Here is a 15,743-nt window from a genome sequence, read left to right as displayed (position 1 = left end):
TAGTTTCGCGCACTAGTGTGCACGCAATCAATCACCGTCCGTGCAGTCACTGGGAGGATCCCCGCGGTGGACCGGTACGCCAGATGGAACGCCCTGCTCGAGATGCTGACCGACAACGGCCGGGTCAGCGTCGAGGCGGCCGCCGAGCGGCTGGACGTCTCCCAGGCCACCATCCGGCGTGACTTCGACCAGCTCGCCCAGCAGCAGATGATCACCAGGACCCGGGGCGGTGCGGTGGCCAACGGGGTTTCCTACGACCTGCCGCTGCGCTACAAGACGGCCAAGCACTCGGCGGAGAAGCAGCGGATCGGCGCCGCCGCCGCGGCACTCGTCACGCCCGGCACGGTGGTCGGCCTGAACGGCGGCACCACCAGCACCGAGGTGGCCCGGGCGCTGGCCGTCCGCCCGGACCTGAACACCAGTGCCGAGGGTGCCCAGCTGACCGTGGTGACCAACGCGCTGAACATCGCCAACGAGCTGCTGGTCCGATCCCGGATGAAGGTGGTGGTGGCCGGCGGGGTGGTACGCCCCAAGTCGTTCGAGCTGGTCGGCCCGCTGGGCGGGGCGCTGCTGCGGGAGGTCACCCTGGACGTCGCGCTGCTCGGCGTGGACGCGATCGACCCGCAGCTCGGTGCCGCCGCCCACCACGAGGGGGAGGCGGCCATGAACAACCTGATGGTGGCCCGCGCCAAGCGAGTGGTGATCATCGCGGACTCCTCCAAGTTGGGGGGTCACGCCTTCGCCCGGATCTGCCCGGTCGAGCGGGTCGAGACGCTGGTGACCGACTCCGGCGCCGACCCGGCGGTGGTGGACGCCTTCCGCGCCGCCGGCGTGCAGGTCGTCTGCGCCTGACCCCGGCACGCCGCGCCTGACCGGTCACTCTGCGTCGATCGATCGCACTTTCCGGCGCGTCTATGCATACCGCGTATTGCGCGCGGCTGCATACCAAGTATGGTGTCGGCTGTCACGCCCATCATCGGGGGAGGTGCAGCTTGCCAGCTGTCCTGGAGATCGAAGGTCTACGTAAGACGTACAAGAGTCGTCGACGCGGCACCCGCAACGCGCTCGACGGTTTCGACATGCGGGTCGACGCAGGGCAGGTGCATGGCTTCCTCGGCCCCAACGGGTCCGGAAAGACCACCACGCTGCGTACCCTGCTCGGCCTGATCCGGCCCGACGGCGGCCGGATGGCGCTGCTCGGGCACGAGGTGCCCGGCGCGCTACCCACCGTCGCCGGTCAGGTCGGCGCGATCGTGGAGAGCCCACAGTTCTTTCCGCACTTCACCGCCCGGGACACGCTGTCCCTGCTGGCCGGCGCCGGCGGGGTGCCGGCTGTCCGGGTCGACGAGGTGCTTGAGCTGGTCGGCCTGCGCGACCGGGCCGGCGAGCGGGTCAAGACGTACTCGCTGGGAATGAAGCAGCGGCTCGCCGTCGCCTCCGCCCTGCTGAAAAACCCGAAGCTGCTCATCCTCGACGAGCCGGCCAACGGCCTCGACCCGGGTGGTATCCGGGAGATGCGCACGCTGATGCGGACGCTCGCCGAATCTGGAATGACCGTGGTGCTGTCCAGCCACATCCTCGCCGAGATCCAGCTGATCTGCGACGCGGTCACCATCATCTCGCTGGGCCGGCGGGTCGCCTTCGGCCCGGTCGACGAGGTGCTCGCCCAGCACTCGTCCAGTGCGGTGCGGGTCCGGCTGGAGGCGGTCACCGATCTGCCGGCGGCCGCCGAGGCCCTCACCCGGGCCGGGATCACGGTCGACGGTCAGCCGGACCACCTCATGTTGGCCGGCGTCGACAAGCCCGCCGTGGTGACCCGGCTCCTCGCCGAAGAGGGCCTCTACGTCAGTGAGCTGGCTCCGATCGCGGTGGATCTGGAGAGTGTCTTCCTCGAACTGACCGCCACGGCACCGGTCCCCGGCCAGCACCGGCAGGTCGACGAGTCCATGAAGATCGGCGGCGCGGGGCAGCCCGGCGTCACCGCGGGAGGGTGGGGCGCGTGAGCCTCTATCGTACGGAGCTGCGCCGGCTGGCGAAGCGGCGCTTCACCCGCTACATGTCGCTGCTCGGCCTGCTGGTGCTGGCCGCGGTGCTGGTCGGCGTCTTCTTCACCAATCAGAAGATCGACGCCAGTCAACTGGCCAAGGCTGAGCGCCAGGCCACGCAGGACTACCAGTCGCAGGTGCGCTACACCGAGCAGGAGCGCGTCAACTGTGAGCAGGCCAAGAAGGCCGGCACGCCGAACGACGGGCGCTTCCCCGACGACTGCGCGGACATCAGCGCGCCGCCCCGCGAGGTGTTCGACGCGAGGAACTACCTGCCCTCGACGTTCGACTTCCGGGAGACGTTCGACCAGACGCTGGTCCCGTTCGCGGCGATCCTCGCCCTGGTCGGGTTCGTGGTCGGCGCGTCGTTCGTCGGTGCGGAGTGGAGCACCGGCGGCATGATGAACCTGCTGCTCTGGCGGCCGAAACGGCTCACCGTCCTGCTGACGAAGCTGGCCGCGCTGCTCACCGGCATCCTGGCGGTGACGCTGCCCGCCGCGGTGGTCTGGTTCGCCGGGTTCTGGGGCGTCGCCACGTTCCGGGGCAGCACCGAGAAGATGACCTCCGGAGCCTGGCAGTCGTTCGCCCTCACCGGACTGCGCGGCGTGGTGCTGGTGCTGGTGCTCACCACGATCGGCTTCGCACTGGCCTCGCTGGGCCGGCACACCGCGATGGCCCTCGGCGGTGTGGTGGCCGTGATGGTGGTCTTCCAGTTCGGTCTGGGCATCCTGCTCGCGATGGCGAGCGTGCGGTGGGCCGAGGCGTGGTTGCTGCCGACGTACCTGCTGGCCTGGATGATGAAGACGGTCACCCTGCAGGACTATCAATCCTGCAACTTCAGCTACTCCGGGGAGTGCACGCCGCAGACCTACGACGTCACCTGGCAGCAGTCGTCCGTACTGCTGTCCGTCGGGGTGGTGGTGATCCTCGGCGCGGCGCTCTGGGCGATCCGTCGGCGCGACATCTCCTGACGCAGGACGACGCGGCCGGCCCGGCCGTCGGGATTCCCGGCGGTGCGGGGCCGGCCGCGCCGCTTGCTGCGACCCTGGTCGACCCTGGTTAGGCTGAGCGTCATGCCCGCCGACGCCGCCCCGGCCGCCCCCGAGCCGTCCACCGACGCTCGCCCGGGCGACGTCTCCACCGGTGGGCCGGCCGTCCCGACACCCCGGCCGGTGCCGGCCGTCGAGACCACCGGCGACTCCACGCCGGGCGCCGGGACCACCGGCGACTCCACGCCGGGCGCCGGAGCGGATGCCGCGCCGGATGCGCCGCCGGTGGGCCTGACCGAGCGTGAACTGGCCATCCTCGTCTTCGAGCAGCAGTGGTGGCGCCATGCCGGCGCCAAGGAGCAGGCCGTCCGGGACACCTTCGGGATCTCCTCGACCCGCTACTACCAGCTGCTCAACGCGCTGCTCGACAATCCGGCGGCGCTCGCCGTCGACCCCGGGTTGGTCGGCCGGCTCCGCCGGCTCCGCTCGTCGCGCGCCCGCAATCGCCGCCGCTGACCGTCGACGGCGTGAAGGTGGTGCCCCGCGTCGGGCACGTCGACCTGAGCGCCCCGTCCCTGGTGCCCGATCCGTCCCTGCCTACGAAAGCATGTCGTCAGGTGCGACGGGTAGGCGGGACGGGTACCGGGCCGCTGACACGCGGCTCCGGGCCGACGGGGGGAGGAGCTATGACGGGTACCAACCCGAGCCGGCCACCGCAGGGTGCGACCGGCACCGGGCAGCAGGCACGGCAGGAGGCGTCCCGGGTCGGGCAGCAGGCCGCGCAGGCCGGCGGCCAGGTTGCCCACGCGGCCGCCGAGCAGGGTGGGCAGGTGGCGAACGAGGCGCGCCAGCAGGCCCGGCAGCTGACCGGAGAGGCCACCAACCAGCTGCGTGAGCAGGCCCGGTCGCAACAGCAACGGGCCGTCGACGGGCTGCGCGACCTGGGGCAGGGGCTCAACTCCATGGCCGAACAGGACGGCGACTCCGGGCTGGCCGGCCAGGCTGTCCGCCGTGCCGGGGACGCCGCCCAGCGCGCCGCCGGTTGGCTGGATGGCCGGGAGCCCGGTGAGGTCCTGGCGGACGTGCGTACGTACGCCCGACAGCATCCTGGGACGTTTCTGGCCGGCGCGGCGGTGGCCGGGTTGCTGCTCGGGCGGCTCACCCGTGGTCTCACCGGCGGTGGCGGGGGCGGAATGTCAGGCGGCGGGATGTCAGGCGGTTCGCCGACCCCGCAGACCCAGGCAACCGGAGTCGGGCCACAGCCGTACGAGCAGCCTGATGAGTCGTACACCGGGGTGGCCCGGGCACAGAACGCCTCGCCGGTCGGCCGTCCGGAGCGGGACCTGCCAGGCGGGGTGGCACCGTGAGCGCCCCGGAGAAGGAGCGGCCCCAGGCTTCGGTCGGCGACCTGCTGGGTGACGTGACCCGGGACCTCTCCACGCTGATGCGCCAGGAGGTCGAGCTGGCCAAGGCCGAGCTCCGCGAGGAGGCGAGCCAGGCCGGCAAGGCCGGTGGCATGTTCGGCGGGGCGGGGCTGGCCGGGTTCCTGGCCATCCTGTTCGTGTCGTACGCGGCGTGGTGGGGGCTGTCCAACGCGATGGACCAGGGCTGGGCGGCGCTGATCGTCGCGGTCGTCTGGGCCGCGGTCGCCGCTGGCCTCTTTCTCAACGCGCGGAGTCAGCTGAAGCAGGCACGTGGGGTGCTGCCCCGGACGAAGCAGACCGCCCGGGAAGTGCCGAACGCCCTACGTGGTCGGTGAACGAGTCGGAGGGAGCGGTCATGTCCAGTGATCCGGATCGGATCCGGCGGGAGATCGAGACCACCCGCAACCATTTGAGCAGTGACGTCGACGCGCTGACCGACAAGGTCAACCCGCGTCGGATCGCCGGCGACCGCGTCGGGCAGGCCCGCGGCGCGTTCAGCCAAGCGAAGGAGAAGGTGATGGGCAGTTCGAGCCACATGGGCCAGGAGGCCAGCCAGCGGATGTCGCACGTCGCCGGCTCGCTACGCGACGAGACCCGGTCGCTCGGGCACCAGTCCCGGGATGCCATGGGCTCGGTGCGGGACGAGGCGCGTTCGCTCGGGCGGCAGTCCCGGGAGCAGGCGCAGGGCAATCCGTTGGCCGCGGGCCTCATCGCCTTCGGCGTCGGGCTGCTGGCCGCCTCGCTGGTCAAGCCGAGTGGGCGGGAACGTCAACTCGCCGGCCGAGCCCGCGACATGGTGACTGAGCACGCCGGTGAGCTGCGCGAGCAGGCGAGCCAGGTCGGGCACCAGATGCAGGACAACCTGCGGGAGCCCGCGCAGCAGGCCGCACAGTCGGTGCGGTCCACCGCCGAGCAGGGATTGTCCGCGGTACGTGACCAGGGTCGGTCGTCCGCCGGTCAGGTACAGGGGCAGGCGCATGCGGCCGCCGATGACCTTCGGCAGCGCTGACCCGAGTCGGCCGGGGCCGGCGCCGATGCGGGTTCGTACCGCGTCCGCGCCGGCTCCCGGCCGTCCGGTGAACGAGGACCTGGTCTTCCAGTTCGGCCCGCTGGTCGGCGTCCTGGACGGCGCCACCGTGCCGGAAGGCTTCGCCACCGGATGCGTGCACGGGCCGGAGTGGTACGTCCGGCACCTGGCCGCCCGGCTCGGCGTGGCCGAGGCGGCGCGGCCGTCGGCCCGGTTGACCAGCAATCTCGCGGCGGCCATCCTCGCCGTACGCGCCGATCACGGCGGGCAGTGCGACCTCGATCATCCCGGTACGCCCTCCAGCACCGTCTGCCTCCTGCGGGACTGCGGCGACCAGGTGGACTATCTGGTGCTCTGCGACAGCCCGCTGGTGCTGGACGCCGGTGGCGAGGTCAGCGTGGTGACCGACGAACGGCTGGACACGGCGATGGCCGAGTTGCGTCGCACGGTGGCCACCGTGCCGGCCGGCGCCTCGGACCCGGTAACCCGGTTCCGGCACGCCGTGGGCGTCCAGCGGGAGCGGATGAACCGGACACACGGCTACTGGGTGGCGGCGGCCGACCCGGATGCGGCCTTCCACGCGGTGACCGGGACGTTGCCGCAGCGGGGGCCGGCGGCGGTGCGCCGGGCGGCGCTGCTGAGCGACGGCGCGTCCAGCGCGGTCGAGCAGTTCGGGCTGACGGACTGGGCCGGACTGCTGGACCTGCTGAGCGCCGACGGGCCGGCCGCGCTGCTCGATCGGGTCCGGATTGCCGAGCGCGACCATCCCGACCGGCTGCGCCGGCACAAGCCCACCGACGATGCCTCGGTGGTGTTCTGCGAGTTCGGGCCGACCGCCTGACCGCGCGCGACCCGGGCGGGTGACGACAGAGCGTGATGTGGAACACCTCGGTCGCCTGACCGGCTGGTACCGGTGACCGGACCGCCAGTGGATGCCCGATGGGGTGGACTTCGGCCGATGGGGGCGGCAGACTGCGGCACGTGGCGGGTGCGGTCCGGCTGGAGCCGGTGGACGAGCGGAACCTGGAGCCGTTGCTCTCCGTAGCGGCTGCCGAGGCCGAGCCGGGCGATGTGATGCCCCCGGTCAACGCTCCCGCCGGCTGGTCGCTCGCCCGTCGGGAGGCGTTCCGGGAATTCCACCGGGCGAGCTTCGGCGGCCTGGCCGGTCCGTCCGGTTCGCAGATGTACGCGATTCTCGTCGGCGGCGAGGTGCTGGGCATGGTCCGGATGACGCGCTGTGACGAGCCGGGCACGGTCGAGACCGGGATGTGGCTCGGTCGGTCGGCGCGCGGGCAGGGAGTCGGCGCGGCCGCCCTGCGGGAGCTGCTGAACGCCGCCGCCGGAGCGGGCATGCGGGCCGTGGTGGCCGAGACGACGTCGGACAATGTCGGCGCGGTCGCCGTGCTGAGGAAGTGCGGCGCGAAACTGCGCGAGGACGATGGCAGGGTGCGCGCGGAGATCTGCCTCGACTCGACGCCGCCGGCCCGCTGACGTTGCCGACCTGATCAGTGTCGGTGGGTCAGGACCGTTCCGCGGCGTACCGGGCCAGCCAGGCGACCTGACTCGGGTCCAGCGATGGGCGGACCCGTTCCCGCGCGGCTGCCACGTGCGCCGCGGTCACCGTGGCGGCGGTCAACGACTCGCGCATCGCGGCGAGCGCCGCCTCCCGGACCAGCGCCGCGCAGTCCGCAGCGGAGAATCCGTCCAGTTCCCCGCCGAGCGCGGGCAGGTCGACGTCCGGTGCCAGCGGCACGTTCCGGGAGGAGGCTCTCAGGATCTCCGCGCGGGCCGCGGCGTCCGGCGGTGGCACGTACACCAGCCGTTCCAGCCGACCCGGCCGCAGCAGTGCCGGGTCGACCAGATCCGGCCGGTTCGTCGCGCCCACCACGACGACGTTGCGCAGCGTCTCCACCCCGTCCAGTTCGGTGAGCAGCGCGGCGACCACCCGGTCCGTGGTGCCCCCGTCGGTGGCCTGTCCACGGATCGGCGCCAATGCGTCCACCTCGTCCAGGAAGATCAGCGTGGGAGCCGCCTCCCGGGCCCGACGGAACAGCTCGCGGACGGCCCGTTCGCTCTCACCCACCCACTTGGAGAGCAGCTCCGCGCCCTTCACCGAGAGCACATTGGCCCGCCCGGACCCGGCCAACGCCGTCACCAGGTACGTCTTTCCGCAGCCCGGCGGCCCGTAGAGCAGCACGCCGCGTGGCGGCTGCACGCCCAGCCGGGCGAACGTGTCCGGGTAGGTCAGCGGCCAGAGCACCGACTCGGTCAACGTCTGCTTGACCTCGACCAGGTCACCCACGTCGTCCAGGGTCACCGAGGCCAGTTCCAGGGTGGACGTCGCCATCGTGGTCGGGCGGACCACCTCCAGGGCGGCGTGGAAGTCGGCCATCGACACCGTCGGCAGCTCCGCCGACTTCTGCCGCAGCGCCGCCCGTACGCCGGCCTCCCGGACCAGCGCCGCCAGGTCCGCCGCGACGAATCCCGGGGTACGCCCGGCCACCTCGTCCAGCCGGACGTCGTCGGCGAGCGGCACCTGCCGGGTCAGCACGGTGAGCTGCTCGCGGCGCAGCACCGGGTCGGGTAGCGGGATGCTGATCCGTAGCGACAGCAGGTCCGGTGCGCGCAGGGCCGGGTCGACGGCCTCCGGCCGGCCGGTGGTGCAGACCACGGCGACCCCGGCCCGGACGGTCTCCGCGAGCACCTGCCGGAACACGGTGGCCACCGGGCCGGGCTCGTCCGCCGGAGCGAGCGCCTCCACGTCGGTGACCAGCAGGACGGCCGGCCCGCCGGCCCGGGCCGCCGTCGCGACGGCGCGCAGCCGGTCGGCGGCGGCCTGATTGGCCAGCGCGGCCACCTCGGGCGCCCACAGCGGGTGTACGCGGGCGCCGACCCGGGCCGCGACCGCCCGGACCAGCGCCGACTTCCCGGAGCCTGCCGGCCCGCCGAGCAGCACTCCCAGCGAGATGGTGGTGCCCAACCGGCCCAGCACCTCCCGGTGGTGGAAGCCGAGGTCCAGCAGCTCGGTCAACTCCTCGGCCTGGGTCCGCAGGCCGGGCAGCTCGTCCACGTCGGGCGCGTCGTCGTTCGTCGGATCGACCACCTCAGCAGTGGACGCGGGGCCAGCCGCGGCCGCCGGCCGGTGCCCGCCGGCATCCGGGAGCGGCCGCTCCGCCGGAGGGAGCCGGCCGGGAGCGGACCCGTGGGTGACCGGACCATGTTCCCAACCGACCAGCGTGTCCATCGTGACCAGCGAGCCGGGGGCCGGCTCGACCATGACGACGGTGAGCAGGGTGCTCGTCCAGGCGAACCCGACGGTGTTGGCGAGGCTGCGCCGGGCCGCCTCGACCAGACCGCGCACCGAGGCGTCCGGCAGCACGTCCTGCGGCAACAGCGACACGTCGTCGCCGACGGTGACCACCTTGCCCAGCAGGGCGAGCCGGAGCATCTCCGGACTGACCGCCGCGAGCACCTCCACCGGCCCGGCCAGGGTGACCCGACTCGCCGGAGTCAGCGGCATCGGGGTCACCCGCACCTGACCCCCGTCGCGGAGGCCGAGGTTGCCCAGGATCAGATCATCGGCGTACAGCAGGGCGGCGCTCGTCCCCGGCTCGGCCGGCGCCACGATCCCGGCCGTCTCCCGGCGACCAGCCAACCGGACCGGATCGCCGGGGCGCAGCCCCAACGCGGTCAGCACCTCCGGGTGCAGCCGCACGATGCCCCGTCGGGCATCCAGCGCCGCCGGCCGCAGGCTCGCCGTCAGAGTCAGGTCAGGTTGCGCCACCGCCCGACCGTACGCGCCGCCGGCCAGCCCTGCGGGGTCAGCGCCGGGGATCGAGCTCGTCCAACAGCGAGGGGTCCCGCCGGATCAGTTCGGCCAGCCGGGCCGCCGGGTCCGGGGTCAGCCCGTCCGGGCCGGGTGCCCAGGCCGGCACCGTCCGGCCGGACAGTGGCCAGGCCGGCGGAGGTTCCACCGGGGCCGCCGAGGGCTCCGGGCCGACCGTGACGTCCGGCCCGACCCAGGAGACCCGCAGCGGGTACGTCCGACCGGCGTACTCGACGCGGACCGTCACCGCCAGCCCCGGATGGGTGCCGACGACCTGACGGACCGCCTCGGCCACCTCCTCGACGAGACCCCACCCGGGGATCTCGGTGGTGTCCCGCCCCGCCTGCCGGGCGTCATGCCGGCCTGGGCCGGCGTTGCGGGCGTCCGTACGGACGCTTCCGGGCGGGACCGGTCCGTCGGCCGGACCCGGTGGTGGTGTGCTGTCGTCACGGTCGTCGGCCCGCCGGCGCAGTGCCTCCTCGCGCCGGGCCAACCGGGCCAGCGTCTCGTCCAGGTCGCCCCTCACCAGATCACCTCTTCCCGCCATCGCCGGAGCCCGTCGGCTCAGGCCCGCCTGTCCCGGGTGGCCCGGTCCAGCGCACGATCCAGGACGACCAGCAGGGCGTCCCGGACCGAAAGCCGGTCCCGGGCGTCGAACTGCACCAGGGGTACATGGTCACCGATGGCCAGTGTCCACCGGATCTCGCCGAGCTCCAGGGCCAGCCGCCCGTCGAAGGCGTTGACCCCGACCACGAAGGGCAGCCCGGCCCGCTCGAAGAAGTCGATCGCCGGGAAGCAGTCGTCCAGTCGGGCGCTGTCCACGACGACCAGGGCGCCGAGCGCGCCGCGGGCCAGGTCGTCCCACATGAAGCCGAACCGGGTCTGCCCCGGCGTTCCGAACAGATAGAGCTTCAGGCTCCGGTCGATGGTCACGCAACCGAAGTCCATCGCCACCGTGGTGGTCGTCTTGGTCGACCGGGCGCCCGGGTCGTCCACGCCGATCCCGGCGCTGGTCATCTCGGCCTCGGTGGTCAGCGGCGCGATCTCGGAGATGGCGCCGACCGTGGTGGTCTTGCCCACCCCGAAGCCGCCGGCTATCAAGATCTTGACCGGGACCGGTGGTGCGATCGGCGGCCGTCCGGCCGGGAACGGCGTCGGCCCGCCACCACCATGCGGCGCGTACGGCGGTGGTGGCGCGGTTGCTGGCTGATCGGTGCGTCCGAGCGCGGGACCGGGAACCGGTGAGGTCCCGTAGCGGGCGGCGGCGCTGTTTCCGGCGAGCCCGCCGAGCGGGGCGACCGGCCATTCAGGAGATCGCACGGAGTCCATCAATCACTCGCAGGATGAGGTCGGGGTCGAACGCGTCGTCGGTGTCGGTGACGTGCACGTCCAGGTGCCCGGCGGCCCGCAGGTCGCCGACCAGGACCCGGGTCACACCGAAGTGCAGCCGGGTGCGGGCGGACAGTTCGGCCACCGAGATCGGTTCGGTGCACAGCGCGATGATCGCCTGCAGCTCCGGGGCCAGCAGGGCGGCGGGCGCGCCGGTCCACCAGCCACTGTCCGGGCGAACGGTCACCTGCGTCTCCAGGCCGATCGCCGGATCCGCGCCGGCCACCCGCCCGGAGGTCAGCACGAACGGGCGGGGACCAGCCAACCCGGCAGCGGCCTGCTCCGGCGGCGCCGGTGCCGCCCCCGCGCCGCCTCCGGTGGTCGCTGAGGTGCGCAGGTAGGGGCGGATCCGGACGCCCGGTTCCGGGTCCGGATCCTCGCCGGCGACGTCGGGGGTCACTGCTGGACGGCGTTCTTCAGCTCGACGATCAACCGGGGGGTGAGCGCGCCGCCGGCCCGTCCGGCGAACAGCGTCATCTCGTACGCGACGGTGCCCAGGTTCGCCGACCGGTCGGCGACCACGCCGAGGACGGACCCGCTGCTGATCGCGCTGATCAGCAGGTAGCCGTCCGCCATGTCGACGATCACCCTGTTCAGGCCGCCGAGCGCGTACCAGCTGGCCGCGCCGCCAGCGAGGCTGGTCATGCCGGAAACCACGGCGGCGAGACGTTCCGCGTTGGACCGGTCCTTGATCGCTGACATGGCCATCAGCAACCCGTCCGAGGAGACCGCGATCGCCTCCAACACCCCGGCGGTGCTGGAGGTGAAGGAGTCCAGCAGCCAGTTGAACGTGCGGGCCTCCGGACTGAGGTCCCCCACGGCGCTGGACTGGCTCTGGTGGTCGACGTTGTCGTGCAGGAAGGGGCTGGTCACCGTGATGATCCTTCTTCGTTGCGACGGTCTGGGCTGACTTCGCGGAGAGCACGGGCGACGCCCGCCTCGAACTCGGTGAGGAGGTCGCGGACCTCCGCCGGGTCGCCGAGGTTCGGGCTGGCCGGTTGGCGGGCCGGGCTGACGGTGAGGTTCGCTCCGGGTACCCGTCGGCTCAGCCGGGGCCGGCCCGGCGTGGCCCCGGCTGAGCCGACGATGCCCGCGACCACGGGACCGAGGCCACCCGGTGTGGCGGGCAGGCCGACAGTCACACTGGGGTCCACCTCCGTTCCGCTCGGCGGTTCGTCGACGGTCCGCATCGACCAGCGCCCGAAGGGGTGGCCGGGCGCTGGCGGCACACTCAGCTCGGCCCGGCGCACACCAGCCTGAAACGCCTCGACGAGCGCGCGGGCGGCGGCCGGGTCAGCGTTTGTGGCGTCCACCGGCCCGACTGGCGCGGCGGCGGCCGGCAGGTTGGCACCGGGCACCCGCTGCCGGACCCGTGGGCCGGTCGACGTCACCGGTGCTGCCGGGCCTTCCGGCACCGGCACGGCGGGGGCCGGGTGGCCGCTGCCGGAACCGGCGATGCTGGGGCCGCCAGCGGTGCCGGGCACGGGCCGGCGGGGCAGGCCCGAGCCGGTTGCGGGAAGGTCGACCGGGGCGGGCGGCGTCACCGTGGAGGCTGCGGCGGCCGCGCTGACCTGCGGCGCGCCGGCGCCGAAGGCGTCCCAGGACTTGCCCGACTCCAGGCTGCGGGTGGCCCGGCTGAGCAGGTCCGACTCGAAGCCGCCGGGAACGGCAGCCGCGAGGGCACGCGTGTCCCGGCCACGGTCGTGGCCGGTCGGCGCGCGGCGGTCCCGGTCCGGCACCACTGCGCGGGCCACGGTGGCTCCGGCGCGGTCGGCACGACGCAGCACCAGCGACGCCGGCGGGATCTCCAAGCGGGCGGTCACCCCGCCGCCGGTGGTGGCGCCCAGGTTCACCGTCCAGCCGTGGCGACGGGCCAGCCGGCCCACCACGAAGAGGCCGAGCACCTCGGTCGGCGTCAGGTCGAGCCGTTCCCGCCGTGTGAGCCGTGCGTTCTCCTCGGCCAGCCGTTGCTCGGTCATGCCGATGCCGCTGTCCACCACCGAGATCCGTGCACCGAGCCCGGACGCCTCACCGACCACCAGCACCCGGGTGTGCGGCGGAGAGAAGACGGTGGCGTTCTCCATCAGCTCCGCCAGCGCGAGGACGAGGTCACCGACGACCGCCGGTGCGGCCGAGATTCCCGCCGGCACCCGCACCTCCACCCGGGTGTAGTCCTCGATCTCGCCGAGCGCCAGCCGGACCACGTCCGCCAGCGGCACCGGTGCGGTGTGCGAGTCGGCTCCGGCCGAACCCGAGAGCACCACCAGGCTGCCGGCGTTACGCCGCAACCGGCTGGAGATGTGGTCGAGCCGGTAGAGGTGCTCCAACCGCCCCGGGTCGGCCTCCTGCTGCTCCAACCGGTCGATCAGCGCGATCTGCCGGCCCACCAGGTTCTGCGTACGCCGCCCGACGTGGCCGAACATCTGCGCCACGTTGCGTCGGCCGGCGACCTGCCGCTCGACCAGCTGGGCCGCTGTGCTCTGCACACGGTCGAAGGCCCGAGCCAGGTCGCCGATCTCGTCGCGGGCGCGAATGTCCACGGGATCCAACCGGACCGGCTGCGCGCTCTCGGTCTCGTCGTCGGCGACCCGGACCAGCTCGGCTTCGGCGACCCGGGCGACCCGGTCCGCGGAGAGGGTGAGCCGGGTCAGGGGGCGGGCCACCGTCCGGGCGACCGCCGAACTGAGCAGCACCACCATCGCCAGGATCAGCGCCGCCGCACCTCCGACCAGGTAGGCGGCGGTCAGTGCCCGCCGCTGCTCGTCGGTCACCTCGGCGAGTACGTCGGCGACCAGCTTCTTCTCCACGAACTGGCCGAGCCGGATCATCGAGCGGACGGACGGAAAGAGCGCGTCCAGCGGCACCTCCCGGATCGCCCCGGCCGGGTCACGGGCGCTGGTGAGGAGGAAGTTGCTACTGGTGCGGGCTGCCACCGCCACGTCGTTGAGCTGCGCCAGCTTCAACTGCTCGGGGGTGATGAGGCTGCGGAACCGCAGGTTCTCGACCTGGAGGGCGGAGATGCAGGAGACGTACGCCGCGCTGGCCTGTGGGGTGCCGGTCGCCTTCACCAGCACGATGAGGGTGGCGCAGGCACCCAGCCCCTCGTCGGTGCGCAGCAACGCGTCCAGGGCGAGCACCTGACGGCCGGGCTGGGTGTCGGTGTCCACGCTGAACGGCAGCCGCAGCGAGTCGATCAGCGCCCGGTCGACCGGGCCGAACCCGTCGATCACCTGGGTCGGGCTGGCGGAGCCGGCCATGACGGAGGTACGCAGGTCGATGAGGCTGCGCACCCCGTTCAGGGCCCGGTCGACCCGGTCGGTCAACGCGCCGCCGCCGTCGGCCCGCAGGTCGGCGACCCGATCGTCCACGTCGGCGGTCTTCTGGACCAGTTCCCCACGCTCGACCCGGCCCAGCAGGTAGCCGACCGAGAGGATGCGTTCCTGTTGGAGATCCTGCACGAGGCTGCCGACCCGGCTGGCGAGCCGGACCCGGTCGGCGATGTCGTCGGCGCGTTGCGCGGCGTGAATGCGGTCGAGGACCACGGGCACGGCCAGCCCGGCCATGCTGAGCAGGGGGATCACCACGAGCAGTGCGAGCTTTCCCCGGATCCGGAGCCTACCGAGCAACATCGAACGGCCCCCACTGGTGCGATTCGGGTGCCGCGCCCACCGGCTCCAAGGGTCGGTGCTCGCCGTGTCGGCCCGCGGACGGCTGCCAGGCTTCGCCGGCCGGCTGCGGGTCGGGGCTCGGGGGGGTGGCGACGACCGTGGCCCGGCGGCGGGCTCGGCGGGCCGCGGCGAGCAGCAGCACACCGATCCAGCCCAGCAGCAGGACGGCGGCCGTCGCCGCACCGACCGCCCACCAGCGGTCCCGGTCCAGCTCGTCGATCCGCTCGGCGAGCAGGGCGTCGAGTTCGCTCAGGATCACCGGTTGAAGCTGCTTGCTGGCGGCCTGCGCGTTGAGCCGGGTCGCGGCCAGCTGACCCGGGTCGATGGTGCCGGTGCCCCTCGCCGGGGCGGAGTACGCGGCGAGTGCCTCGACCGAGCGCTGGTAGGTGTCCAGCGGGGTGAGCACACTCGCCCCCAGGTCGGTGCTCTCCGAGCTGTCGACGGCGGCGCGCAGGTCGTCGACGAGGTCGCTGGCGGGGGCGAGGGCGGCCACCCGCAGGCCGGCGAGTTCGAGCAGGCTCCTGGCCTGTTCGGCGGCCGGCCGGCGGGGGGCCAGCGTCGCCATGTCGGCGAGTCGGCCGGCGGCCACCACCGCCTGCGGCAGGTCCTGACCGGCGCTGTCCTGGAGGAAGAACGAGTCCGGCCCCGGGTCGCGGACCAGCCCGGAGCTGTCCCGGACCTTTCGGTGCAGAGCCAGGAGCAGGTCGCTGACCTCCGTGTACGCGGCGTACGCCGACTCGGGGTCGGTGGGGCTGCGGTCGCGCAGCGCCTCCAGTTTGGCCCTCAGCCCGGCCCAGCGTTCCTGGCTGCGCAGCTCTGCGCCGATCCGGGCGTCGACCGCCGCGGCCTCCTCGACGGCGCGGGTCAGCGCCTCGCTGGAGGCGGGGCGCCCGCTGACCGCGGCGGACTGGGCGTTCACCAGCGCGTCGGTGACCGGGGCCAGGGCGCGCAGGTACTGCACGCCGAGGCGTTCCCGGGTGGCCAGGTTCCGGTCGTCACCGGTCTGCTGCCAGGTCTGCGCGAGGAGCAGACCCACCGGTGCCAGCAGCGCCGCGATGAGCAGCAGCGGCAGCAGTCGACCCACCATGGATGGCCGTCGACGGGCCCGTGGCGCGGGGACTGTCATGTGTGTCTCCTCCGGCATCGGGCGGGGGATCGAGCGGTGTCGGGTTTCGCCGATGAGTCCCGTCCGCCGGACCGGAAAACTAATCGACCCATCCGTTGGTCGAGGACCGTCGACGAGTCAGGTTTGCGTCACTTCGAGCGATGTCACTATTCGTCCGTGTTGCCGGCACGCTGTGTCGCAGCGACGGGCGTGACATGAAGGGATCGAGGTGGATATCCGCCGAAGGCCGGAATTCACGGGATGCGAACT

At 73.1% G+C, this 15,743-nt stretch carries 16 protein-coding genes; 9 read left to right on the top strand and 7 right to left on the bottom strand.

Annotated features, from left to right (window positions below; genetic code table 11):
* Positions 1-66 precede the first annotated feature (66 nt).
* From ACLJN9_RS27710 to ACLJN9_RS27670, 9 genes are all read left to right on the top strand, one after another.
* The gene (locus tag ACLJN9_RS27710; RefSeq protein ID WP_410814551.1) at positions 67-852 is read left to right on the top strand and encodes a DeoR/GlpR family DNA-binding transcription regulator; all 786 of its coding nucleotides are present in this window, start codon (positions 67-69) and stop codon (positions 850-852) included.
* A gap of 140 nt (positions 853-992) precedes the next feature.
* Complete coding sequence (locus ACLJN9_RS27705; RefSeq protein ID WP_410814550.1) at positions 993-2,003, top strand: ABC transporter ATP-binding protein; 1,011 nt, start codon at positions 993-995, stop codon at positions 2,001-2,003.
* Positions 2,000-3,016: an ABC transporter permease subunit gene (locus ACLJN9_RS27700; RefSeq protein ID WP_410814549.1), complete on the top strand. Its 1,017-nt coding sequence runs from the start codon at positions 2,000-2,002 to the stop codon at positions 3,014-3,016. Before ACLJN9_RS27705 ends, ACLJN9_RS27700 begins: the two co-directional genes overlap by 4 nt.
* A gap of 102 nt (positions 3,017-3,118) precedes the next feature.
* Complete coding sequence (locus tag ACLJN9_RS27695; protein WP_410814548.1) at positions 3,119-3,550, top strand: DUF3263 domain-containing protein; 432 nt, start codon at positions 3,119-3,121, stop codon at positions 3,548-3,550.
* A 170-nt stretch (positions 3,551-3,720) separates the two neighbouring features.
* Positions 3,721-4,401, top strand: coding sequence for a hypothetical protein (locus ACLJN9_RS27690; RefSeq protein ID WP_410814547.1), 681 nt, complete (start codon positions 3,721-3,723; stop codon positions 4,399-4,401).
* Positions 4,398-4,793: a phage holin family protein gene (locus ACLJN9_RS27685; RefSeq protein ID WP_410814546.1), complete on the top strand. Its 396-nt coding sequence runs from the start codon at positions 4,398-4,400 to the stop codon at positions 4,791-4,793. The genes ACLJN9_RS27690 and ACLJN9_RS27685 overlap by 4 nt, the downstream gene beginning before the upstream one ends.
* 20 nt (positions 4,794-4,813) lie before the next feature.
* Entirely contained in the window at positions 4,814-5,467 is a 654-nt protein-coding gene (locus ACLJN9_RS27680; protein WP_410814545.1) for a DUF3618 domain-containing protein, read from the top strand.
* Positions 5,468-5,492: 25 nt separating this feature from the next.
* A complete protein-coding gene (locus ACLJN9_RS27675) occupies positions 5,493-6,326 on the top strand; it encodes a hypothetical protein (RefSeq protein WP_410814544.1) in 834 nt (277 codons plus the stop codon).
* A 140-nt stretch (positions 6,327-6,466) separates the two neighbouring features.
* On the top strand, positions 6,467-6,976 hold the full coding sequence (locus tag ACLJN9_RS27670) for a GNAT family N-acetyltransferase (protein WP_410814543.1): 510 nt from the start codon (positions 6,467-6,469) through the stop codon (positions 6,974-6,976).
* 28 nt (positions 6,977-7,004) lie between these two features.
* Here ACLJN9_RS27670 and ACLJN9_RS27665 read toward each other — a convergent pair whose 3' ends face one another.
* Genes ACLJN9_RS27665 through ACLJN9_RS27635 form a run of 7 tightly spaced genes read right to left on the bottom strand, consistent with a single transcriptional unit; the run spans position 7,005 to position 15,494 of the window.
* A complete protein-coding gene (locus ACLJN9_RS27665) occupies positions 7,005-9,269 on the bottom strand; it encodes an AAA family ATPase (RefSeq protein WP_410814542.1) in 2,265 nt (754 codons plus the stop codon).
* 37 nt (positions 9,270-9,306) lie between these two features.
* The gene (locus ACLJN9_RS27660) at positions 9,307-9,837 is read right to left on the bottom strand and encodes a hypothetical protein (RefSeq protein WP_410814541.1); all 531 of its coding nucleotides are present in this window, start codon (positions 9,835-9,837) and stop codon (positions 9,307-9,309) included.
* Positions 9,838-9,875: 38 nt separating this feature from the next.
* The gene (locus ACLJN9_RS27655) at positions 9,876-10,640 is read right to left on the bottom strand and encodes a GTP-binding protein (RefSeq protein ID WP_410814540.1); all 765 of its coding nucleotides are present in this window, start codon (positions 10,638-10,640) and stop codon (positions 9,876-9,878) included.
* Positions 10,618-11,100: a DUF742 domain-containing protein gene (locus tag ACLJN9_RS27650; RefSeq protein WP_410814539.1), complete on the bottom strand. Its 483-nt coding sequence runs from the start codon at positions 11,098-11,100 to the stop codon at positions 10,618-10,620. The genes ACLJN9_RS27655 and ACLJN9_RS27650 overlap by 23 nt, the downstream gene beginning before the upstream one ends.
* The gene (locus ACLJN9_RS27645; RefSeq protein WP_410814538.1) at positions 11,097-11,573 is read right to left on the bottom strand and encodes a roadblock/LC7 domain-containing protein; all 477 of its coding nucleotides are present in this window, start codon (positions 11,571-11,573) and stop codon (positions 11,097-11,099) included. Before ACLJN9_RS27645 ends, ACLJN9_RS27650 begins: the two co-directional genes overlap by 4 nt.
* Positions 11,570-14,329, bottom strand: a complete 2,760-nt coding sequence (locus ACLJN9_RS27640; RefSeq protein ID WP_410814537.1) for a nitrate- and nitrite sensing domain-containing protein — start codon at positions 14,327-14,329, stop codon at positions 11,570-11,572. The genes ACLJN9_RS27645 and ACLJN9_RS27640 overlap by 4 nt, the downstream gene beginning before the upstream one ends.
* Complete coding sequence (locus tag ACLJN9_RS27635; protein ID WP_410814536.1) at positions 14,316-15,494, bottom strand: hypothetical protein; 1,179 nt, start codon at positions 15,492-15,494, stop codon at positions 14,316-14,318. The genes ACLJN9_RS27640 and ACLJN9_RS27635 overlap by 14 nt, the downstream gene beginning before the upstream one ends.
* Between the last annotated feature and the right edge of the window lie 249 nt (positions 15,495-15,743).

It is taken from the genome of Micromonospora sp. 067-2 (genome assembly GCF_046549295.1).
Lineage (GTDB): Bacteria > Actinomycetota > Actinomycetes > Mycobacteriales > Micromonosporaceae > Micromonospora.
The sequence above is the reverse complement of the archived record's forward strand: the minus strand, read 5'-3'. Positions and strand labels throughout refer to the sequence as shown.